Here is a 20946-nt window from a genome sequence, read left to right as displayed (position 1 = left end):
CAGGGCGGGGCGATGCTCGAATATCTTCTGCGCCTTGCGCTGCTGCTGCCGCTGCTGGCGGGGCTGATCTGGGGAAGCCTGTGGCTGACCCGGACCATGCAAACCCGCCTTGCCGGGCAACCGGGTAGCGCGATGCGCGGGGGCGGGCGGCATCTGCAATTGATCGAAACCAGCCTGATTGCCCCCGGCGTGAAGCTGGCCGTGGTGCGGTTCCGCGAGCGCGAGATCCTGCTCGGCCTGTCGCGCCACGGAATGGTGCGGCTGGCTGAAGCCCCTGCCGAAAAGCCGGAGAGCGAGTAATGCGCCCGGCGTCGATTGTCCGCGCAGCCTTGGCGTGCCTTGCCGCGTTAACCATGTTTCTGGCTCTGCCCGACATGGCCCACGCCGCCGCGCCCGCGCCTGACCCGATCACCGCCGGGGTCGGCACCGCGATCGAACGCGCCCTCGGCGAGAACGGCGCTGGCGAAGCAGGGGGGGACAGCCCGCTGAGCCTGTCGCTGCAATTGCTGGTGGTGATGAGCCTGCTCACCATCCTGCCCGCGCTGGTGCTGATGATGACCAGCTTCCTGCGCATTCTGGTGGTGCTGGCAATATTGCGGCAGGCGTTGGGCCTGCAAGGCTCGCCGCCGGGACAGGTGCTGGCGGGGCTCGCCCTGTTCCTCTCGCTGTTCGTGATGGCGCCGACGCTGGAACTGGTGAACGCGCAGGCGATTGCGCCCTATGCTGCCGGGACGATCGGCGCCGATGCGGCCATCGCGCAGGGCGGAGAGGCGTTCCACGCCTTCATGCTGCGCCAGACGCGTGAAGCGAACCTGATGATGTTCACCGATATTGCCGGAGGAGGGACGTTTGCCAGCGGCGCGGACGTGCCGTTCTCGATCCTGCTCCCCGCTTTTGTGACCAGTGAATTGGAAACCGCGTTCCAGATCGGCTTCATGATCTTCCTGCCGTTCCTGGTGATCGACCTGGTGGTGGCGAGCGTGCTGATGAGCCTCGGCATGATGATGCTCAGCCCCACGATTATATCCCTGCCGTTCAAGCTTTTGCTGTTCGTGCTGGTCGATGGCTGGGCGCTCTTGATGGGCAGCCTAGCGATGAGTTTCGCCTGATGCAGGAAGATGCCGCCTTGCTTGCACTGGCTGACCAGACCCTGTGGGTGACCGCGCTGATCGCGGGGCCGGCGCTGATTGCGGCGCTGGTGGTGGGCCTTGTCGTCGGCATCATTCAGGCCGCGACATCGGTCAACGAACAGACGCTCAGCTTCATCCCGAAACTGGCCGTCACCGCGCTGGTGTTCGTGGTTCTGGGCGCGGCGATGATGGGCCTGCTGGCCGATTTCATGCGCGAGATCATGGCCCAGATCACGCAGATCGCGGACTAGTCGCGTGGAAGTGCTCGATCTCGGCTTCGGCAGTCTCGAAGGGCAGCTGTGGCAGATATTTTTCCTGTCGATCCGTTGCGGGACGGCGCTGATGGCCGCGCCGATGGTGGGCGGCATGGCGGTGCCCGCGCCGGTACGCATCCTGCTGAGCATCGTAGTGGGGTTCTTCGTGGCCAACTGGGTGCCGCTCGCGCCTGCGCCTGCGATGCTGAGTTTCGCCGCTGTGCTGGCGGTGCTGCAGGAAGTGCTGGTGGGCGCCGCGCTGGGGTTCGTGCTGCAACTCGCCTTTGCGATCCCGCTGGTCGCGGCGGAGCAGATTTCGGGCACCATGGGCCTTGCCATCGCCACCTCGATCGATCCCAGCAGCGGCGCGCAATCGGGCGCGCTGGGCACGTTTTTCGGGCTTGTGCTCAGCCTGCTGTTCTACGCAATCGGCGCGCATCTGCTCTGGTTTGAACTCCTTATCGAAAGCTACCGCCTACTGCCCGCCGGAGAGTTCGCCTTCAGTGCTTGGCGGGCGCAGGGCGTGGTGATGTTCATGGGCTATGGCCTCGCTACGGCAGCTGCCATCGCACTGCCGGTGGTGCTGGTGCTGCTGTTGGTGCAGGTGGTGACCGGAATGCTCGCGCGCTCGGCCCCGGCGCTCAACCTGTTTGCGCTCGGCCTGCCTGCGGGCGTGCTGGCGGGGATCGCTGCGCTGATCATCGCGGTCCCGGTGATGGTGGAACAGTTCGCGGACGTGATCGAAGCCGGACTCGACCAGTCGCGCGCCCTGGTGCTCGAGGCGCCCGGATGAGCAAGCAGATGAGCCATGGCTGAAGAAACTCCGGGCGAAAAGACCTTCGATCCCACCCCCAAGCGTCGCAGCGATGCCGCCAAGAAGGGCGACGTTCTGCGGTCGAAGGAAGTGGCGACCGTGGCTGCGACCGGCACCGGCGCGCTGGCTCTGCTGGGGCTGGGGCCGTGGCTGGCCGACAGCGTGGCGGCGACCGCTCGTGCGGGCTTCCTGTTCGACCGCGGCGCGCTCGATGGGTTCGCGCCGGGCGCGGCAATGGCGAACGCTGCCGCTGCAATCCTGCCGCCGGTGATGGCGCTGGGGCTGGTGGCGGCGCTGGTGACGGTGGTTTCGCAATTGCTGCTGGGCGAAGGGCGCTTCGTGCCCGGCAACACGGCGTTCAAGGGCTCGCGCATCAATCCGCTTTCCGGGCTCAAGCGGATCTTTGGCTGGCAGGGCTTGATCGAACTCGGCAAGGGCTTGCTGAAATTGGCGCTGCTGGGCGGGATCGCGTGGTTCTGGGCGGCGGCGCAGCTACCCGCGCTGCTGGTGCTGGGCCGCAGCCCGCTGGAGGCGCAGATCGGGATTGCGACCGATGCGATCACCGGGCTGGTCGGCGCGCTGCTGGCGGGGCTCGCGGGAATCGCGATGATCGATTATCCGCTGCAACGCTTCCAGCGCGACAAGCGATTGAAAATGAGCCTGCAGGACCTGCGCGACGAGCACAAGCAGGCCGAAGGGTCGCCCGAAATGAAATCCGCCCGCCGCCAGCGTCAGCGCGATCTGGCGCGCGGCGGGGTCGCCAAGGCGATGAAGAACGCGCAGTTCGTGATCGTGAACCCGCTGCATTTCGCGGTCGCGCTGACTTATGATCCCGCGCTGGCCCCTGCCCCGGTGGTGCTGGCCAAGGGGCGCGGCGATACCGCGCTCGCCATGCGCGAGATTGCAGGCGAGGACGGATTGCCCGTGCTCGAATATCCGCAGCTCGCCCGCGCGGTCTATTTCACCACGCAGGCAAACCAGATGGTGCGCGAGGAATTGTATGTCGCAGTTGCCGCACTGGTTGCCTTCGTGCTGGCGCTGAAACGCGGGCAGCACCCGCGCCGCCCCATGATCGACGTTCCGCCGGAGCTGTGTTTCGACGGGGATGGAAAGCTGCCGACGCAGGCTTAAACCCGATCGCCGATGTCCGTTATTCAGGACATGGAAAATCCCGGCTCCTCGATCATCTCGGCCCTTGGCGCCGGCAGCGGCATCGACTTCATCGGGCTGGCCAACGATATCTCCGAGGCCAGTTTCGCCTTTCAGCGCAATACCGTGGAGGCGCGGCGCGAAACGCTCGAAGCGCAGATTTCCGCCGCCGGACAATTGCGCAATGCTGTCACCAGCCTTGCCAGCGCATTGGGTGAGCGGATCCGCAATGGCGATCTTGCCCCGCGCGGCCAGCTTGGCAACGCCGGCGTGGCGCAGGTCAGCGTGCCTGTGGGATTGAGCCCGCGCGGTTCGTTTGCGTTGGAAGTCACCAGCCTTGCGCAGGGGCAGACGCTGGTCGGCAATGCCTTTGCCAGCGGCAATGATCCGGTCGGCGAAGGCACGCTGAACATCCGGTTCGGCACGGTCGGCGCTGGCAGCTTTTCCGCCGATACCGGGCGCGATCCGCTGGCAATCACTGTCACTGCCGACGATACGCTCGCAACGCTGGCGGGCAAGATCAACCAGGCCAGCGGCGGCGCAGTCACCGCCTATGTCGCCACCGGCGCCGCCGGCGCGCAGCTGGTGCTGAAGGGTGCGGAGGGCGCGGCCAGCGGCTTCGTGATCGAGCCTGTGGGGGCGGGTGGCGGCGCGGTGCCGGGCGATCTCAGCTATCTCGGCTGGAACCCGGCCAGCGACGCGGGCGAACTGCGCGCCGCGGCCAGCGATGCTGCCTTCGCGCTCGATACCGTGGCGATGACCAGCCCCACCAACCGCGTCACCGGCCTGCCGGGCGGTTTCACCCTCAACCTCACCGGCACCAACACCGGGGCGCCAACCAGCCTGACTTTCGCCAACAACATCGACGCGATTTCAGGCGTGATGGGAGATTTCATCGCCGCGCTGAACGATATTTCCGCGCAGGTGAGCGAACTCGCCGCCCCGGTCGGCGGCGTGCTCGGCAATGATTCGGGCGCGCGTGAATTGCGCCGCGATCTGGCGGCGCTGGCCGGGCAGGTGGTGATGCCGGGCGCGGGCGCAGGCGAGCCGCGCACGCTCGGCGATCTCGGGCTGGCGCTGAACCGCGATGGCACCTTCCGGCTCGATACGGCGCGGCTCACCCAGGCGCTCGAAACGAGTCCGGATGGGGTCACCGCAATGTTCACCGTCGGGCCTTCGGGCGTGTTTGCCACCATTGACCGGTTCGCGCGCGAAAACAGCCTCGTCACCGACCCCGGCTCGCTCGGCGGGTCCGTGCGGCGGTTCGAAACACAGCTGGAACGCAGCGACGATCGGCTGGCCCGCATTGCCGAGCAGCAGGAAAGCCTGCGCGAACGCCTGACCCGCGATCTGGCCGCGTCCGAACGCCGGGTCGCGGCCTCGCAATCGACGTTGAGCTTCCTGCGCCAGCAGGTCGATATCTGGTCGGCGGACAGATAGGGGATTGGACCGATGCTGATGCTGTCCCGCAACCCCGCCGCAGCCTATCGCCGGGTCGAACTCGACGCCCGGATCGAGGCATCGAGCGCTGCCGATCTCACCCGCATCTGCCTGGAGGAAGCGACCGCGGCACTCGGTCAGGCATTGCTGGCATTGGAGCGCGCGCCGGACGCCGTCCCGCGCGATGCGCTGGCACGGGCGCAGACGATCACCTTGTGGCTCGCCCGCTCGGTCGCGCCCGAACACCCACTGCACGGCAGTCTCGTCACCTTCTACGGCGGATTGGCGCGCCAGATCGGGGCGAATTTCGCCCGCGCCCGGTCAGAGGAAATCGCCCGGGTGCGCGACGATCTGCGCGATCTGCTGGCGGCGGCGGGCTGAGCATCTCGCAATGTTTCACGTGAAACATCGCGAGAGAAATGCCCCTCAGCCGATCATCCCGGCGATGATCCGTGCGGCGTCCTCCGGGTCTTCGAACGGGTGGAAGTGGGTGCGGTCGGGCCGGTACAGGTCTTCGCCCTGTGGCAGGATCGCGGCAAGTTCCGGCCAGGTCGGCGAGCTTTTGAAATCGGTAAGGCTGCTCGCCTTGGCGCGCACCACCAGCACGGGCAGCGCAACGGTTCTTGCCGCCTCCAGAATAGCGCCATTGCTGCGGCTTGAGGCATAGACGCTGGCCTCGACCTCGGGCGCGCAGGCCAGTTCGTAGCCCTCGCCCGATGCGGCGGGGACCAGTCCGTGGCGGCAGTAATCCTCGAATACGCGGGCCGCGAACAGGCGATAGGGATCGCGCGCGCGGAACCGTTCCATCATCGCCTCGGGCGAAGCGAAATCGCGCTTGCGGCGGCTCGCCGGGTGCGGGTTGTCGGCTGTGAAGAGGGCCTCCGAGGACGTGTAATAAGCCGGCGGCAGGATCACCGGATCGAACAACACCAGGCGGCCTAAGGCCTGCGGGTGATCGGCGGCCACCTGCAACAGCGTGTGCGCCCCCATCGAATGGCCGATGCCGACGGCGCCGGTAATCTGCGCCTGTTCGAGGAACTCGGCGACATCGCTGGCGACAACCCGCCAATCCTTGATCGGCCCGCCGCCCGATTGCCCATGTCCGCGCAGGTCGATGGCGTAGGCGGGATGGGCGGGGAACTGTTCGATGATGGCGTCGAACACCCGGCCGTGAAACCCGGTCGCATGGGCGAAGACCAGCGGCGGCATATCCGGGTTGTGGGCCGGACTGAGGGGTGAACTGCCTGTGATTGCCTGCCATTCGTGGACAGCCAGATCGATGCCGTTGACGGTGTATGTGCGGGTGGTCGGTGCGGGGCGCGGTGCAGTCATGCCGCCGCACAACCGCATCGCGCCGACAGTGTCAATCACCCGCTTTCGCCGGGCGCTCAGCTGGCTGTGGCAGGCTCGGCCTCACCCCGTTCGCGCAGGAAGCGCAGCGCTTCGGCGATCCGTTCGGGCGCGATCAGGTGCAGCGCGGCGCCGTAAAGCCCGATCCCGAGCATCACCGCCAGCACCAGCGCCACCAGCGGCAACACCGGCGGCAGCAGGTGCAGCGCCAGCGCCACGCCCGCCGCCATCGCCAGCGCAGCGGCCAGCGGGGGGCCGATTGCGCGGGCAAGGCCGCCAATCCTGAGCCCCAGCACCGGCCGTGACAACAGCATCGTTGCCCCCGTCAGCACGGCCATCCCGCCGACCCAGCCCCACGCAAAACCGGCCACCCCCCAGCGCGATCCGATCAGGAAGGCGCAGGGCATCACCACGCTGCCGATCATCGTCACCCTGAGCGCGATACCGGGGAAGCCCCGCGCATTGGTGGCCGGCGAAAACAGAATCTGCAGCGTCAGCATCGCCATTGCTACGGCGAGGATCGGCAGCAGCGGGACGATCTCGATCCACTTTTCGCCCAGCAGCACCGGCACCAGCACCGGGGCGACCACGGCAAGGCCGGCATAGGCCGGCAGCGCCACCATCATCACCAGCCGGATGGTGGCGAGCAGCGGCTCCGGCCCCATTTGCTGCTGACCGGTTCCTTCCTGACGCGAATAGGCGGCATAGGCGACTTCGTTGATCGGCGGCACGAACTTGGCGGCTAGCAGCTGCGCGAGGAACAGCCCGGTGGTGTAGACCCCCAAGGTATGCGTATCCAGCACGCGGCCCGCGATCATCACGTCGGCCTGGCTCTGCACGAACCAGAACAGCTGGGTCGCGGTCATCACTCCGCCGAAGCCTGCGATATGGCCTGCGCCTGAAAAGCGGAAGCTGGGCCGGATCGGCGCGCGCGCGGCCCAGGTCATGCCAACCGCTTCGGTGACGATCATCGCCAGCGGCGCGGCCACCAGCGTCCACACGCCCCAGCCCGATAGCGAACCGGTCAGGGCAGTTGCCGCCCCCGTCAGCGCCGCGGCGAGTCGCACCTGCGCCGGGCGGCGGAAATCCATCTTGCGGCTCAACATCGCGTGCGGCAGCGCACAGAACGGCACCGCCAGATAAAGCAGCGATTGCACCCGCAGCAGGTCCGTCACCATCGGTTGTTCGAACCATAGCGCCACCAGCGGCGCGGCGAGGAACTGGATCAGGGCCAGCCCGAAATTGAGCAGGATCAGCATCCCCAGCGTCTGCCGCAGGCGTTGTTCGGTGACGTCCTTCTCGCGGATCAGCGCGCTCGCCAGTCCCCACCCGTTCATGGTGGAGAGCAGCACCAGCATCACCTGCGCCATCGCGAACAGGCCGTAATCTTCCGGCGCCAGCAGGCGGATGACGATCAGGGTGGAACACCAGGATACGATCTGGGTCAGCACCTGGCTGCCCGAACGCCAGATCACCGCCGTGCGCACCTGCGCGGCGAGCGAGGGCCCGGCGGAAAGCGGATCGGCCTCAGCCATCGGGGCTTGCAGGCCCGGCCTTGGCGGGCGCAAAGCGGGCGCCGGTTTCCAGCGTGAACGCGGCGGCTGCGATTTTCGGTTCGAACATCAATCACCTGCTGCGCCGTCCGGGGAAATTGGCGCTTCGTTCTCCCCCTAGCGCCGCAGCGTAACCACCCGGTTAACCAAGCAGGTGTTTTGTGCTGCGGTGGGAATGCGCCGGAACCTGTGGCGGCGGCATTGATTGACAAGCTGCCGATGCGCGGGGCAACGCAGCCCCCGCGCCGCGCTTGCGCCTGTTTTCTGCCTGTCCCGCCACTTTGTCCGGAGAGCCTCTTGCCCGATTCCCTTAACCCGGCTGACTTTCGCCAGCTGATGGGCCAGTTCGCGACGGGGGTGGCGGTGGTGTCGGTGCTGACGGAAGCGGACGGCGCAGAGGTCGGCGACGTGGCGGCGATGACAATCAACTCGCTGGTTTCGGTCTCGCTCGATCCGATGCTGGTGTGCTGGAACCTGCAGAATTCCTCCAGCCAGTTCGCGCTCTATGCCGGGGCGGAGCGGTTCGCGATCAGCATCCTTGCCGAAGGGCAGCAGTCGCTCGCGCGGCGCTATGCCGCGCGCGGCAGCAGCGCGTTGAGCCCCGCGGATTTCCAGACCGGGCCGGATGGCCTGCCGGTGATCGCGGGCGCGTTGGGCCATGTCGCCTGCCGCCGCTTCGCCGCGCACGAAGCGGGCGATCACACGCTGATCCTCGGGCAGGTGGAAGGAATGGCGCAGGCCGCATCGCCGCTGCGCCCGCTGGTGTTCTTCGGCGGGCGGTTCGAGGAAATCGCGCTTTAGAACAACGCCCTAGAACACCACCACGCTGCGGATCGACTTGCCTTCGTGCATCAGATCGAAGGCGGTGTTGATCTCCTCCAGCCCCATCACGTGGGTGATCATCGGATCGATTTCGATCTTGCCGGTCATGTACATGTCGACGATCTTGGGCACGTCGGTTCGCCCCTTGGCCCCGCCGAAGGCCGTGCCTCGCCAGTTGCGCCCGGTCACCAGCTGAAACGGGCGGGTGGCGATTTCCTTGCCCGCTTCGGCCACGCCGATGATGATGCTGGTGCCCCAGCCGCGGTGGCAGGCTTCCAGCGCGGTGCGCATCACTTCGGTATTGCCGGTCGCATCGAAGGTGTAGTCCGCGCCGCCATCGGTCATTTCGACGATGCGGGCGACGGTCTCCTCGCGGCTCAACCCTGAAGAATTGAGGAAGTGGGTCATGCCGAACCGCTTGCCCCATTCTTCGCGCGCGGGGTTGATATCGACCCCGATGATGAGGTTCGCGCCTGCCAACCGTGCGCCCTGAATGACGTTCAAACCGATGCCGCCGAGGCCGAATACCACCACGTTGTCGCCGACCTGCACCTTGGCGGTGTTGGTCACCGCGCCGACGCCGGTCGTCACCCCGCAGCCGATGTAACAGGCCGACTGGAACGGCGCGTCCTCACGAATTTTGGCGACCGCGATTTCGGGGAGGACGGTGAAATTGCTGAACGTGGAGCAGCCCATGTAGTGATAGATCGGCTGGCCTTTGTAGCTGAAGCGCGTGGTGCCATCGGGCATCAGCCCCTTGCCCTGTGTGGCGCGGATCGCGGTGCACAGGTTGGTTTTGCCGGACAGACAGCTTTTGCACTGCCGACATTCGGGCGTGTAGAGCGGAATCACATGATCGCCGGGCTTCACGCTGGTCACGCCCGCGCCCACCTCGCGCACGATACCGGCGCCTTCATGACCCAAAACGCTGGGGAAGATGCCCTCGCTGTCGAATCCGTCCAACGTATAGGCGTCGGTGTGGCAGATGCCGGTCGCCATGATCTCGACCAGCACCTCGCCCGCTTTTGGACCTTCGAGGTCAAGCTCGACGATTTCGAGCGGCTGTTTGGCGGCAAACGCGACGGCGGCGCGGGTTTTCATGCACAGGTTCTCCTTGCCCTGCCGCCTATTCCTGCCGAGCCCCGCTTGGCAAGCGTCACGTGCGGCGCTTTACCGCCTCGTGATCGTAGGGACAGTGGCGGCACGCCGATCCGCAGCACTTGCCGCGCGCCAGGTGCGCCGTCCGCGTGAACACCATGTAGCCGGTGGCCGGATCGCGATAGGTCGCCTCCCCGCGGGCGCAGGCGGTTTCGTGCAGGGAATGCCAGGCGGGTTCGGTCATGATTTGGGAGATAGGGCCAAAGTGTTCTTGTTGCCATGCACGAAACAAAATTGCCGGGATTTGCAGGATAACGGCTTGCGTGCCTCAGCCTTTTGCGCTCTTTCGTGTCATCGTCCGTCTGTCACATAACCGGAGAACGCCCTTGCGTTTCGCGCTGTTTGTCGCTGCTTTGCTGTTTGTCATCCCCGCCTTCGCACCCGCGAATGCACAAGGCATCGAACAGACCAAGGGGGATTTCGAGGACAAGTTCCGTCAGCTCGACGAAGTGCTGCCCACCCCCAACGTCTACCGGAACGCCAGCGGCGCGCCGGGACACGAATACTGGCAGCAGCAGGTCGATTACAGCATCGCGGCGGAACTGGACGAATCTCGCCGCCGCCTGACTGCACGGGCGACGATCCGTTACACCAACAACTCGCCCGATGCCCTGCCGTGGCTGTGGATGCAGCTGGATCAGAACATCTTCCGCACCGATTCCATGGCGGAATTGACCGATGCTTTCGGCGGCCCCGGACGGCGCGGGCCGAAGGTCAGCCTCGGCACGGCGACCGAGCCGACCAAGCTGTCGATGGAGGAACTGCGCCGCCAGCAGGCGATGGCGGACAACACCTATGGCTATGATATCGACGCGGTGCGCGACATGGCGGGCGCTGACCTGCCGCACACCATCGTCGGCACGCTGATGCGGATCGACCTGCCCGCGCCGCTCGCGCCCGGCGAGAGCACCGAATTCACTATCGAATGGGCGTTCAACATTGTCGAGGAAGACGCGGTCAGCGCGCGTTCGGGCTACGAACATTTCCCCGACGATCCGCGCAAGGGCGGCAATGACATCTTCCTGCTGGCCCAGTGGTTCCCGCGCATGGTTGCCTATTCGGACTACGAAGGCTGGCACAACAAGGAATTCCTCGGTCGCGGCGAATTCACGCTCGAATTCGGCGATTACGAGGTCGCGATGACAGTGCCTGACGATCACATCGTCGCCTCCACCGGCGTGCTGCAGAACCCGGAAGCGGTGCTCACCGCGACCCAGCGCCAGCGGATCGAGGCAGCCAAGAACGCTGATGCGCCGATGTTCATCGTGACGCCGGAAGAAGCCGCCGCCGCAGAGCGCGGCAACCCGCGCGGCACCAAGACGTGGCAGTTTTCGGCCACCAACGTGCGCGATTTCGCCTGGGCATCCAGCCGCAAGTTCATGTGGGACGCACAGGGCCACAAGCAGCCCGGTGCGCAGCACGAAACCGTGCTCGCCATGAGCTTCTGGCCCAAGGAAGGCGGCGATCTGTGGCGCAAATATTCGACCGCGGCCGTGGTGCACACCATGAAGGTCTATTCGCGCTTCAGCTTCGATTATCCCTATCCGACCGCGCAGTCCGTCAACGGGCCGGTCGGCGGGATGGAATATCCGATGATTACCTTCAACGGCCCGCGTACGATCCTGAACAAGGATGGCAGCCGCACCTATTCCCAGGCCACGAAGGTGGGTCTGATCGGTGTGGTGATCCACGAAATCGGCCACATCTACTTCCCGATGACGGTCAATTCGGACGAACGCCAGTGGACGTGGATGGACGAAGGGCTGAACTCCTTCCTTGATTCGGTCGCGGGCTACGAATGGGACCCGGATATGCCGTGGACCCGCAGCCTGCCGCGCGATCTGGTCAGCTACATGGTGTCGAGCCAGCAGGAACCGATCATGACGCAATCGGATTCGGTCACCAATCTCGGCGCCAATGCCTATGGCAAGCCGTCAGCCGCCTATCACATCCTGCGCGACACGGTGATCGGGCGCGAGCGGTTCGATTTCGCGCTCAAGGAATATGCCCGCCGCTGGAAGTTCAAGCGGCCTACTCCGGCTGACTTCTTCCGCACCATCGAAGAGGCTTCGGGCACCGACCTCGACTGGTTCTGGCGCGGCTGGTTCTACACCACCGATCATGTCGATATCGCACTGGATTCGATCTATAGCCTGCAGATCGACACCGCTAATCCCGATATCGACCTGCCCCGCCGCCGTGCCGAAAGCGATGCGGAGCCGGAGGCGATCGGCAACACGCTCAACCGCCAGCAGCGCCTGCCGATCTGGGTGCTGGAAAACCGCGGCGTCACCGATTTCTACGACGCCAATGACGAATTCACCGTCACGCCGAAGGACCGCAAGAAATATACCGGTTTCCTCGACGGCCTCGACCCGTGGGAGCGCCGCGTGTTCGACCGCGCGGTGAAGGAGGACGCGAACTATTACGTTCTCAACTTTGCCAACAAGGGCGGGCTGGTGATGCCGATCATCCTCGGCCTCACCTTCAAGGACGGCAGCACGCAGAAGCTGAACATTCCGGCCGAAATCTGGCGCCGCAATGCGCGTGAAGTGGCCAAGCTGCTGGTATTCCCCAAGGGCAAGGAGCTTGTGCAGGTGGTGGTCGATCCCGACTGGGAAACCGCCGACGCCGATATCGAGAACAATTACTATCCGCGCCGGATCATTCCCAGCCGGATCGAGGCGTTCAAGGACGAGGCAAGCAAATCGCGGGTCAGGCGCGATCTGATGGGCGAAGCGGCAGGCGCGGAGCCGGACGGGCGCAAATGATGTTGCGCCGTCTCGTCCTGCTGTGTGCGCTGCTGCTGGCGGTCCCGCTGGCGCTGCCTGTGGCCGCTCACCAGCAGAAGATCGCGATCAGCACCGTGTCGGCGAACCCCCGCACCGACCGCCTCGAAGTGGTGCATCAGGTGCCGGTGCACGATGCCGAACACGCGCTGAGGGCGCAGGGCGTCAAGGTGGCCGACATCGTCGGCAGCGCTGACAGCCGCGAAGCCTTTGCACGCTATGTCGCGCGCCGGTTTCTGCTGGAGGCGGACGGCGTGCCGGTCGGTCTGGAATATGTCGGCAGCGAAATTACCGGCGGCAGCCTGATGGTCTATCTCGAAGCTCCTGCCCCGGCCGCCAATGCGACGGTGCGGGTCAATTCGCAGATTCTGACCGATGTCTGGGCGCGGCAGGAAAACCGCGTCAACCTCGGTAGCGGCACTAATGTGACGACCTTCATCTTCACCGCCGGTGACGGCCCGCGCGAAGCACCGCTGACGCTCTGAGGCGCAATTCGGCCAAGCCCGTCCCCCGGACGGGCTTGAGTCCCGGATAGCTGGTGCGGGTGGCGGGACTCGAACCCGCACGATCAAAGATCAGGGGATTTTAAGTCCCCGGCGTCTACCATTCCGCCACACCCGCAAAAGCGCGATGGCCCTTGCCACAACTTGCCTGCTGAGCGCCAGAGCTTGTCAGAGTTTGCGCGAACGCCCATTTGTCTGAACATTGGCTGCAAGATGAGCGGCAACAGGGGCGGACATGGCAGGCGATCCGGTACACGACGCGCATTCGGTGGTCGCCACGATCCAGCCGGCAATCACTCTGCTCGGCCTCGGCATCGGCGCGGCGCTGGCCAGCCGCGCGCTGCGGCTCAATCCGATCGTCGGCTATATCGGGCTGGGACTGGGGCTGGCGAGCCTCGGCATGGCGCCCGATTTCAGCGGGCCGCTGGTCGCCGCGATGGCCGAAGCGGGGGTGATGTTCCTGCTGTTCAACCTCGGCCTGCATTTCTCCTTGGGACGCATCCGGGCCGAGGCGGGCAATATCTTCGGCTTCGGCGCCTTGCAGATGGTGATCGCGGGCGGCGCGTTTGCGGCGTTGTTCGCCGCGCTGGGTCTGCCGACCGGCTTTGCCATCATTGCCGGGTTTTCGATGGGTCTGTCATCCACCGCAGTGGTCATCGGCCTGATCCGCGAGCGCGATCAGGATGATTGCCCGGTGGGCCGCGCAGCGCAGGCGATCCTGATCTTTCAGGATATCGCCGCGATCCTGCTGCTGGTAGCGGCGGGCGCGCTGGCAAGCGGCGGGTCGCTGGCTCCCATGCTCGGCCTTGCCGGGGCCAAGGCGCTAGCCGCGTTCGGCATCGCGGTGCTGTTCGCGCGCTATCTGACCGAGCCATTGTTCCGCCTGATCGCAAGCGCCGGGACGACCGAGGTCTACACCGCGACCGCGCTGTTCATCGCGCTGGCGGCAGGGTGGGCGACCGGCATGGCCGGGTTATCGCTGACCTTGGGCGCGTTTCTGGGCGGGATGGCGGTGGCGGATTCGCGCTACCGCATTCTGGTGCAGACCGAGATCGACGCGTTTCGCGGGCTGTTCCTGAGCTTTTTCTTCATCTCGGTCGGCCTGAGCATCGATCCGGCGCTGCTGGCGCAGGATTGGCACTGGGTGCTGCTCGCCGCAGCAGGCCTGATCGCGATCAAGTGCGCGCTCAACGTGATCGCCGCGCTGGTCAATCGCTGGTCGGTGCCGGGTTCGATCCAGCTGGGCTTCCTGCTGGGGCAAGGGAGCGAGTTCACGCTGGTGCTGCTGGCGCTGCCCGCCGTCGCCGGGCTGGCGGAGCCGCGGCTGGTGGCGATGCTCGTCACCGCCATTGCCATCAGCCTTGCCGTCACCCCGCCGGTTTCCAACCTCGGGCGCAAGCTGGCAGGCCGCCTGCGCTCCGGTCCGCCCGATTCCAAGCTGGCGGTCGACGATGCGCCGGTGGTGATCATCGGCCTGACGCCTGCCGGGCGGGCGGTGGCCGACGCGCTGGCCTATAACGGCATCGGCTATCTCGCCATTGAGCCCGATCATGACCGGTTTCAGCTGGCGTTGGCGGACGGTTATCACGTGCACAGCGCCAATCCCGGCGATCCGCGCAGCTGGGACGCGATCGGCATGGGACGGCGCGATGTGGTGGTGGTGGCGACCGGCAACCTCGCGGTCTCGCGCGAACTGACCCCGCTGGTGCAGGAGCGCATGCCCGGCATTGCGCGGATCATCGCGCTGCCCGGCCCCGATGCAATGGAGGAGTTCGGCGCGCTCGGCATGGTGCCGGTCGACGTCAGCCGCGACACCGGGAGCGAGCGCTTGGCCGATGCGGTGTTCGCCGCGGTCGGCCGCGAACGCCGGCACGCGGCATTCGGCTGGGCAGACGAAGAACGCGTCAGCGCCGCCGCCTGAGCAGGGCGCCCGCGTTTTTCGGTCTAGCCTTCGTTCAGGCGTTCACGGATTTCCTTGCCGGCCTTGAAATAGGGCACGCGCTTGGAGGGCACGTCCACCGTTTCGCCGGTGCGCGGATTGCGCCCGCTGCGGGCTTCGCGTTCGCGGGTCGAAAACGCGCCGAAACCGCGCAGTTCGACCCTTCCGCCCTCGGCAAGCCGCTGGGCGATTTCGTCGAAGAATATGTCGACCACCTGCTCGATTTCCTCGGCACGCAGTTCGGGATTGCTCTTGTGCAGTTCCTGCAACAACTCGGATCTGATCATCGCGATCTCCCGGCGTTCATAAGCTCACCTGTCCCATGTAACGCCGTAAGCGGGTTTGCCCCGCGGTTTTATGTACTCGCCTCCGACCCGAAAGGCGCCCCTTTAATCGCAGCACGCAACGCGATGCAATCCCATTGCGTTCTGCGGTGCATAAAGTGTCACAAATCGAAAGGTTGCGCAATGTTCACATCGACATAGCCGCGCCTGCGTCAGGACGAGAGCGCAAGATCCGCAGGATCGAGGCCGAGGCGGCGCATCCGGCTGCGGATTTCGGGCCATTCCTCGTGCAGGAAGGCTTCGCGCTCGCGGGCGCGCAACCGTTCCGCCGCGCCCTTCACCACATACATACCGACCCCGCGTTGCACTTCGACCAGGCCGTCGTTCTGGAACTGCTGGTACGCTTTCGCCACCGTCAGCGGGTTCGCACCCTGCTCCGCCGCCAGCGCGCGCACCGATGGCAGCATCGCGCCTTCGGGATAGGCGCCGTCAATGATGGCGGCGGCGATCTGGTCGCGCAGCTTGAGATAGACGGGCCTGTTGGAGTGGGGGCGATTGGGGTTCATCGTGGTGCAGTGTCCCTTGCGAGGTGCATCAGTGCCATAATACAGCCATGCGCGTCAAGGATCGCAGGGAAACGGTTACATCCGAAACAAAAGCTTCACATGGGCGATTGAGGCGCTAGTTTGCCGCGCCATGGGACCGCGCCGGAGAGAGGCGCGCATTAGGGATCTATCTTGCACATGGTCGAAGGCCTCTTCTTCACGTTCGGTTCGCAATTCGAGATGTGGGCGTTCCGCCTCGCTTCGTTTGCGCTGGCCGCGTTCCTTATGGGCGGCACCTTCCTCATCACCCGTCCGCAGGCGGAGGTCGTCGGCCACCCGAAAGGCCTTTTTCTGCTGTTCATGGCAGAGATGTGGGAGCGGTTTTCCTACTACGGGATGCGCGCGCTGCTGATCTTCTACCTCGTGCAGCACTGGCTGTTTTCCGATGCCGAAGCCTCGATCGTCTACGGCGCCTACACTGCGCTGGTCTACATCACGCCGGTGGTCGGCGGTTACCTCGCCGACCAGTATATCGGTCAGCGCAAGGCGGTGCTGTTCGGTGCCGTGCTACTCACCTTCGGCCACTTCTTCATGGCTTTCGAAGGCGGCGGCGGGCAGGACGACCCGATCATCAACGTGTTCTGGCTGGCGCTTGCTCTCATCATTGTCGGCTCGGGCTTTCTGAAGGCGAACATCTCGGTGATCGTCGGGCAGCTCTACACCCGCACCGACGTTCGCCGCGACCCGGCCTACACAATCTTCTACATGGGCATCAACGTGGGCGCCGCGACCGCGTCGATCATCTGCGGCTATCTCGGCCAGACCTATGGTTGGCAGTATGGGTTCGGTCTTGCCGGGTTCGGGATGCTCATCGGCCTCGTCTTCTTCGTGCTCGGCAAGCCGCTGCTGCTCGGCAAGGGCGAGCCGAAGGACCCAGCCAAGATCCGCGGCGGCAAGGAATGGGCGATCTATGGCGCGGGGCTCGCCATGGTGGCGCTGTGCTGGTTCGCAATCCAGTATCAGGCAATGGTAGGCTATGTGCTCGGCGCTTTCGGCGGCGGCTTGGTGCTTTACGTGCTGTTCACCGCTGTCACCAAGCTGCAGTCGCAGGAGCGTGACCGCATCTTCGCCGCGCTGTTCCTGATCCTGACCTCGATCGTGTTCTGGGCATTGTTCGAACAGGCAGGCTCTTCGCTCAACCTCTTCACCGACCGCCATGTGGACACACAGGGCGTTAACGCCTCGATGTTCCAGTCGATCAACGCGATCTACATCGTGCTTCTGGCTCCGCTGTTCGCAATGTTGTGGCAGGGGCTCGGCAAGCGCGGGGCGGAACCTTCCACCCCGCTCAAGTTCGGGCTCGGCATCGTGCAAGTCGGGCTCGGCTTTCTCGCGCTGGTCTGGGGCGCGAACAGCGTCGGGGTCGATGTTGCCGTGCCGGTGGTCTTCATCTTCCTGATCTATCTGCTGCACACCACGGGCGAGCTGTGCCTCAGCCCCGTGGGCCTTTCGGCCATGAACCGGCTGGCACCGGCGCACATGGCATCGCTGATCATGGGCACGTGGTTCTTCGCGTCGGCCACCGGCAATTTCGCCGCCGGACTGATCGCTGCGGCGACCGGGGGCGAGGGCGTGGGCGAGGAAGCCGGCAGGGACGTAGTGCTCGGCGTCTATTCGACCGTGGGCTGGTTTGCCGTGGCGGTCGGCGTTGGCGTGATGGTGATCAGCCCGCTGGTGAAGAAGCTGATGCACCTCGACACGCTGCGCGACGACAATGTCGGTGACGATCTGGAAGGCCAGAGCGAAGCCGGTCTCGAAGCGCAGCAGGCCGGTGTCCATCCTTCCACCCGTCCGGCGGAATAGACCAACCCGACACCAGGTTCGTTCAACCGCATAGACACACCCCCGTTTCCCCGCCACACTCCGCGCCGGGGAAACGGGAAGGTCTACATATGAAACAACGATTGAATTTGCGGGTGCGCAGCGGCGCACTTGTCACGCTCGTCAGTGCGATTGCGCTGAGTGCCTGCGCCACCACTGGCTCGGCAGGCGATAGCGCCAGCACCAAATCCGACGCGAAGGAATTTGCCGCGAGGACCGAGGCCGAGGGCGTGTTTACCTCGACCTACAAGGCCTATCCCGGCACCGCCACCGCGCTGAAGGGCGCGACCGTGTTCGACGGTAAGGGCGGCAGAATCGACAACGGCGTGGTGTTCATGTCCGGCGGCAAGATCGTCGCAGTGGGCGGCCCTGACACCCCGATCCCCGCTGACATTGCGGTGTTCGATGGCACCGGGAAATTCGTCACCCCCGGCATCATCGACATCCACTCGCACCTGGGCGATTACCCCTCGCCCGGTGTCGACGCGCATTCTGACGGCAACGAGGCGACCAGCCCGACCACGCCCGAAGTCTGGGCCGAACATTCGGTCTGGCCGCAGGATCCCGGCTTTGCCCGCGCGCTCGCCAATGGCGGGATCACCGCACTGCAAATCCTTCCCGGATCGGCCAACCTGATGGGCGGACGCTCGGTCACATTGAAGAACGTGCCGGGGCGCACCACCCAGCAGATGAAGTTCCCCGGCGCGCCCTATGGCATGAAGATGGCCTGCGGCGAGAACCCCAAGCGCGTCTACGGCAGCCGCGGCCGGATGCCTTCGACCCGGATGGGCAACCTCGCGGTCAACCGCGACACCTGGCTCTCCGCAATCGATTATGCCAACGACGACAAGGCCAAGCGTGATCTCGGCAAGGAAACGCTGGTCGGCGTGCTGAAGGGCGACATCCTCATCCACAATCACTGCTACCGCGCCGACGAAATGGCGCTGGTGATGGATATGGCCAAGGAGATGGGCTACAAGGTCACCGCCTTTCACCACGCGGTTGAAGCCTACAAGATCGGCGATCTGCTGCGCGAAAACGATGTGTGCAGCGCGATCTGGGCCGATTGGTACGGCTTCAAGATGGAAAGCTACGACGGCATCCTCGAAAACGCGGCCTTCCTGCAACGCGAAGGCGCGTGCGTGGTGATCCATTCGGACGATTCGAACGATATCCAGCGGCTCAATCAGGAAGCGCGCAAGGCGCAGAAGGCTGGGCTGCGGCTCGGGATCGACATCTCCGATGCGACCGCGATCCAGTGGATCACCTACAACGCGGCCAAGGCGATGGGGATCGAAGACATGACCGGCAGTCTCGAGGTCGGCAAGATGGCCGATGTGGTGCTGTGGAACGGCGACCCGCTGAGCGTCTATTCGCGGCCCGAGAAAGTCTGGATCGATGGCGCTCTGATGTACGACGCGCTTGACCCCAAACGCCGCCCGGTGAGCGATTTCGAACTCGGTCAGCCCGGTGAAGGAGATGTGAAATGAAGCGGCTCCTTCAACTTGCAGCAAGCGCACTGGCGCTCTCGGCCGCCCCCGCGCTGGCGCAGGATGTGACCATCACCAATGCCCGGCTGGTGCTAGGCGATGGCGGCGCTCCGATCGACGGCGGTACCGTGGTCGTGCGCGACGGAGCCGTGGTTTATGCCGGGCCTGCCAGCGGTGCGCCGACCGGCGGGGCGGGCCTCGATGCGGGCGGGGCATGGGTCACGCCTGGCATTTTCGCCACCATAACCTCGCTCGGCCTCTCGGATGTTTCGGCGGTCAGCGATTCGAACGATATCCGGGCAGGCGGAACACCGTTCAGCGCGGCGCTGGATGCGGCGACTGCGATCAATCCGGTGTCGCAGCACATCCTCGTCCACCGCGCCTCGGGCATTACCCGTGCGGCGACCACGACGCTGCCGACGGGATCGATCTTTGCCGGACAAGGCGCGATCATTGATCTCGACGGCGATAGCCGGCCTGTGATGCAGGCCCGCGCGTTCCAGATGATCAATCTGGGCGAAGGCGGCGCACGGCTAGCAGGTGGCAGCCGAGTCGCGGCACACGCGTTGCTCAAGGCAGCGCTGCGCGAGGCGCAGGCACTCGAAGGCAAGGCCGGCATTCCCGAAACCACCGAAATCGCCAAGGACGATGAAGTGCTCCTCAGCCGCTTCGATGCCGAGGCGCTGGTATCGGTCGTAACGGGGCGGCAGAAACTCTATGTCGCGGTCGAGCGGGCGGCGGATATCCGCGCCGTGCTGGCGCTGAAGGATGACTTTCCGAAGCTTGATCTGGTGCTGGTCGGCGTGACCGAAGGCTGGCTGGTGGCGGATGAAATCGCCGCGGCCGGCGTTCCGGTAATCGCCAATGGATTGCTCGATCTGCCCGACTCCTTCGAACAACTGGGCGCAACCCAGAGCAATGCGGGGCGTCTGGCCCGCGCCGGAGTGAAGGTCGCGCTGAATGCTGCAACCATGCAGGATCCGCGCCGCTTGCAGCAGGTAGCGGGCAATCTGGTTGCGCTCACCCGTGTGCCGGGCGCTACCGGCATGGACTGGGGCAAGGCGTTCGCCGCGATCAGCTCCGTCCCGGCCGAAATCAGCGGCATGGGCGGCAAGGCGGGCGTGTTGAAAGCGGGCGCGCTGGGCGACGTGGTGCTGTGGGACGGCGATCCCCTCGAAGTCGGATCGGTACCTACACGGGTGTTCATCGGCGGGGTCGAGCAGAACCTCGAAAGCCATCAGAGCCGCCTGCGTGATCGTTACCGCGACCTCGATGAAAGCGAACTGCCCAAGGCTTACGATTGGTGATGTGCATGCCTGCAAAGCTGGCGGTTGCCGGACTGGCTGGCGCGCTGCTGTGCGCCGGTCAGCCCGCCTTGGCGCAGGATCGGGCGGTTGACCCCGCAGTCGATCCCAGGGCGCAAGATTCCGTCTGGCATTCACAGCAGCAGATCTATCTGCTCGGCCTGACAGCGCAGGACGGGTGGCATTTGATAGACGGCGGGGTGCGCTGGCGCTGGCTCACGTATCTTGCATCGGACCGCAAGCCGACCGTCGCCGACCGGATCACCGTCCATTACGAGGGGCGCTTGCTCGACGGGACGGTGTTCGACAGTTCGTATCAGCGCGGCAAACCCGCGACCTTCCCGCTCGGTCGGCTGGTCGAAGGCTGGCAGCGCGCCATCCCTCAGATGGGGGTGGGTGAGACCATCGAAATCGCGATCCCCGCAGACCTCGCCTACGGCCCTGTTGGGCGGGGGCCGATCCCGGCCAACGCGACACTGGTTTTCAAGGTGGAGTTGATCGGAATCGAAGACTAGGTTCGGGCGTTGCTTTGGGGGTGGGG

At 65.4% G+C, this 20946-nt stretch carries 21 protein-coding genes and 1 tRNA gene; 15 read left to right on the top strand and 7 right to left on the bottom strand.

Annotation, left to right across the window (positions count from 1 at the left end):
• Nucleotides 1–12 precede the first annotated feature (12 nt).
• From J3454_RS08995 to J3454_RS08965, 7 genes are read left to right on the top strand one after another with little or no spacing between them, the layout of a single operon-like run.
• On the top strand, nt 13–300 hold the full coding sequence (locus J3454_RS08995) for a flagellar biosynthetic protein FliO (protein WP_349513431.1): 288 nt from the start codon (nt 13–15) through the stop codon (nt 298–300).
• Nucleotides 300–1109: a flagellar type III secretion system pore protein FliP gene (gene fliP / locus J3454_RS08990; protein WP_502878573.1), complete on the top strand. Its 810-nt coding sequence runs from the start codon at nt 300–302 to the stop codon at nt 1107–1109. The genes J3454_RS08995 and fliP overlap by 1 nt, the downstream gene beginning before the upstream one ends.
• On the top strand, nt 1109–1381 hold the full coding sequence (locus J3454_RS08985; RefSeq protein ID WP_349513430.1) for a flagellar biosynthetic protein FliQ: 273 nt from the start codon (nt 1109–1111) through the stop codon (nt 1379–1381). Before fliP ends, J3454_RS08985 begins: the two co-directional genes overlap by 1 nt.
• Nucleotides 1382–1385: 4 nt before the next feature.
• Entirely contained in the window at nt 1386–2177 is a 792-nt protein-coding gene (locus J3454_RS08980) for a flagellar biosynthetic protein FliR (protein WP_349513429.1), read from the top strand.
• A gap of 15 nt (nt 2178–2192) precedes the next feature.
• Nucleotides 2193–3329, top strand: a complete 1137-nt coding sequence (locus J3454_RS08975; RefSeq protein ID WP_349513428.1) for an EscU/YscU/HrcU family type III secretion system export apparatus switch protein — start codon at nt 2193–2195, stop codon at nt 3327–3329.
• A gap of 12 nt (nt 3330–3341) precedes the next feature.
• A complete protein-coding gene (gene fliD / locus J3454_RS08970) occupies nt 3342–4787 on the top strand; it encodes a flagellar filament capping protein FliD (protein ID WP_349513427.1) in 1446 nt (481 codons plus the stop codon).
• A 12-nt stretch (nt 4788–4799) separates the two neighbouring features.
• Complete coding sequence (locus J3454_RS08965) at nt 4800–5168, top strand: hypothetical protein (RefSeq protein ID WP_349513426.1); 369 nt, start codon at nt 4800–4802, stop codon at nt 5166–5168.
• Nucleotides 5169–5213: 45 nt separating this feature from the next.
• Here the strand turns inward: J3454_RS08965 and J3454_RS08960 are convergent, their stop codons facing one another.
• A complete protein-coding gene (locus J3454_RS08960) occupies nt 5214–6158 on the bottom strand; it encodes an alpha/beta fold hydrolase (protein WP_349513425.1) in 945 nt (314 codons plus the stop codon).
• Nucleotides 6159–6175: 17 nt separating this feature from the next.
• A complete protein-coding gene (locus J3454_RS08955; protein ID WP_349513424.1) occupies nt 6176–7672 on the bottom strand; it encodes a lipopolysaccharide biosynthesis protein in 1497 nt (498 codons plus the stop codon).
• Between the two features lie 315 nt (nt 7673–7987).
• On the opposite strand from J3454_RS08955, the gene J3454_RS08950 reads away from it, so the two are divergent.
• The gene (locus J3454_RS08950; RefSeq protein WP_349513423.1) at nt 7988–8491 is read left to right on the top strand and encodes a flavin reductase family protein; all 504 of its coding nucleotides are present in this window, start codon (nt 7988–7990) and stop codon (nt 8489–8491) included.
• Nucleotides 8492–8500: 9 nt separating this feature from the next.
• Here the strand turns inward: J3454_RS08950 and J3454_RS08945 are convergent, their stop codons facing one another.
• Both J3454_RS08945 and J3454_RS08940 read right to left on the bottom strand, forming a co-directional pair.
• Nucleotides 8501–9613, bottom strand: coding sequence for an S-(hydroxymethyl)glutathione dehydrogenase/class III alcohol dehydrogenase (locus tag J3454_RS08945; RefSeq protein ID WP_349513422.1), 1113 nt, complete (start codon nt 9611–9613; stop codon nt 8501–8503).
• Between the two features lie 55 nt (nt 9614–9668).
• Nucleotides 9669–9854 (bottom strand): C1orf53 family protein, encoded by a 186-nt coding sequence (locus J3454_RS08940; RefSeq protein ID WP_349513421.1) that lies wholly within the window; start codon nt 9852–9854, stop codon nt 9669–9671.
• Between the two features lie 142 nt (nt 9855–9996).
• Between J3454_RS08940 and J3454_RS08935 the strand changes: the two genes are divergently transcribed.
• Nucleotides 9997–12441, top strand: coding sequence for a M1 family metallopeptidase (locus J3454_RS08935; RefSeq protein ID WP_349513420.1), 2445 nt, complete (start codon nt 9997–9999; stop codon nt 12439–12441).
• Entirely contained in the window at nt 12438–12944 is a 507-nt protein-coding gene (locus J3454_RS08930; RefSeq protein WP_349513419.1) for a DUF6702 family protein, read from the top strand. Before J3454_RS08935 ends, J3454_RS08930 begins: the two co-directional genes overlap by 4 nt.
• A gap of 51 nt (nt 12945–12995) precedes the next feature.
• Here J3454_RS08930 and J3454_RS08925 read toward each other — a convergent pair.
• Nucleotides 12996–13080, bottom strand: a tRNA-Leu gene (locus J3454_RS08925).
• Nucleotides 13081–13197: 117 nt separating this feature from the next.
• Here J3454_RS08925 and J3454_RS08920 point away from each other — a divergent pair.
• The gene (locus J3454_RS08920; RefSeq protein WP_349513418.1) at nt 13198–14883 is read left to right on the top strand and encodes a cation:proton antiporter domain-containing protein; all 1686 of its coding nucleotides are present in this window, start codon (nt 13198–13200) and stop codon (nt 14881–14883) included.
• Nucleotides 14884–14906: 23 nt separating this feature from the next.
• Here J3454_RS08920 and J3454_RS08915 read toward each other — a convergent pair whose 3' ends face one another.
• Together J3454_RS08915 and J3454_RS08910 are read right to left on the bottom strand one after the other, a co-directional pair.
• The gene (locus J3454_RS08915; RefSeq protein ID WP_349513417.1) at nt 14907–15188 is read right to left on the bottom strand and encodes an integration host factor subunit beta; all 282 of its coding nucleotides are present in this window, start codon (nt 15186–15188) and stop codon (nt 14907–14909) included.
• Between the two features lie 209 nt (nt 15189–15397).
• Nucleotides 15398–15751, bottom strand: coding sequence for a GntR family transcriptional regulator (locus J3454_RS08910; protein WP_349513416.1), 354 nt, complete (start codon nt 15749–15751; stop codon nt 15398–15400).
• A 177-nt stretch (nt 15752–15928) separates the two neighbouring features.
• On the opposite strand from J3454_RS08910, the gene J3454_RS08905 reads away from it, so the two are divergent.
• The 4 genes from J3454_RS08905 (at nt 15929) to J3454_RS08890 (ending at nt 20920) form a co-directional block, all read left to right on the top strand.
• Entirely contained in the window at nt 15929–17593 is a 1665-nt protein-coding gene (locus tag J3454_RS08905) for a peptide MFS transporter (RefSeq protein ID WP_349513415.1), read from the top strand.
• 89 nt (nt 17594–17682) lie between these two features.
• Nucleotides 17683–19101 (top strand): amidohydrolase, encoded by a 1419-nt coding sequence (locus J3454_RS08900; RefSeq protein WP_349513414.1) that lies wholly within the window; start codon nt 17683–17685, stop codon nt 19099–19101.
• Nucleotides 19098–20408 carry an amidohydrolase family protein gene (locus J3454_RS08895; RefSeq protein WP_349513413.1) on the top strand — a complete coding sequence of 437 codons (1311 nt, stop codon included), beginning with the start codon at nt 19098–19100 and terminating at the stop codon, nt 20406–20408. The genes J3454_RS08900 and J3454_RS08895 overlap by 4 nt, the downstream gene beginning before the upstream one ends.
• Nucleotides 20408–20920: an FKBP-type peptidyl-prolyl cis-trans isomerase gene (locus J3454_RS08890; RefSeq protein ID WP_349513412.1), complete on the top strand. Its 513-nt coding sequence runs from the start codon at nt 20408–20410 to the stop codon at nt 20918–20920. The genes J3454_RS08895 and J3454_RS08890 overlap by 1 nt, the downstream gene beginning before the upstream one ends.
• Nucleotides 20921–20946: the final 26 nt, after the last annotated feature.

Origin of the sequence: Erythrobacter sp. NFXS35, assembly GCF_040148725.1 — a bacterium.
GTDB lineage: Bacteria > Pseudomonadota > Alphaproteobacteria > Sphingomonadales > Sphingomonadaceae > Erythrobacter.
This window is presented reverse-complemented; position numbering and strand designations above follow the sequence as displayed.

Coding starts and splice junctions, on each gene's coding strand:
- J3454_RS08930 (WP_349513419.1), top strand. CDS start 12,438: ATGATGTTGCGCCGTCTCGTCCTGCTGTGTGCGCTGCTGCTGGCGGTC.
- J3454_RS08915 (WP_349513417.1), bottom strand. CDS start 15,188: ATGATCAGATCCGAGTTGTTGCAGGAACTGCACAAGAGCAATCCCGAA.
- J3454_RS08975 (WP_349513428.1), top strand. CDS start 2,193: ATGGCTGAAGAAACTCCGGGCGAAAAGACCTTCGATCCCACCCCCAAG.
- J3454_RS08965 (WP_349513426.1), top strand. CDS start 4,800: ATGCTGATGCTGTCCCGCAACCCCGCCGCAGCCTATCGCCGGGTCGAA.
- J3454_RS08900 (WP_349513414.1), top strand. CDS start 17,683: ATGAAACAACGATTGAATTTGCGGGTGCGCAGCGGCGCACTTGTCACG.
- J3454_RS08890 (WP_349513412.1), top strand. CDS start 20,408: ATGTGCATGCCTGCAAAGCTGGCGGTTGCCGGACTGGCTGGCGCGCTG.
- J3454_RS08920 (WP_349513418.1), top strand. CDS start 13,198: ATGGCAGGCGATCCGGTACACGACGCGCATTCGGTGGTCGCCACGATC.
- J3454_RS08955 (WP_349513424.1), bottom strand. CDS start 7,672: ATGGCTGAGGCCGATCCGCTTTCCGCCGGGCCCTCGCTCGCCGCGCAG.
- J3454_RS08905 (WP_349513415.1), top strand. CDS start 15,929: ATGGTCGAAGGCCTCTTCTTCACGTTCGGTTCGCAATTCGAGATGTGG.
- J3454_RS08985 (WP_349513430.1), top strand. CDS start 1,109: ATGCAGGAAGATGCCGCCTTGCTTGCACTGGCTGACCAGACCCTGTGG.
- J3454_RS08910 (WP_349513416.1), bottom strand. CDS start 15,751: ATGAACCCCAATCGCCCCCACTCCAACAGGCCCGTCTATCTCAAGCTG.
- J3454_RS08895 (WP_349513413.1), top strand. CDS start 19,098: ATGAAGCGGCTCCTTCAACTTGCAGCAAGCGCACTGGCGCTCTCGGCC.
- J3454_RS08945 (WP_349513422.1), bottom strand. CDS start 9,613: ATGAAAACCCGCGCCGCCGTCGCGTTTGCCGCCAAACAGCCGCTCGAA.
- fliP (WP_502878573.1), top strand. CDS start 300: ATGCGCCCGGCGTCGATTGTCCGCGCAGCCTTGGCGTGCCTTGCCGCG.
- J3454_RS08940 (WP_349513421.1), bottom strand. CDS start 9,854: ATGACCGAACCCGCCTGGCATTCCCTGCACGAAACCGCCTGCGCCCGC.
- J3454_RS08995 (WP_349513431.1), top strand. CDS start 13: ATGCTCGAATATCTTCTGCGCCTTGCGCTGCTGCTGCCGCTGCTGGCG.
- fliD (WP_349513427.1), top strand. CDS start 3,342: ATGTCCGTTATTCAGGACATGGAAAATCCCGGCTCCTCGATCATCTCG.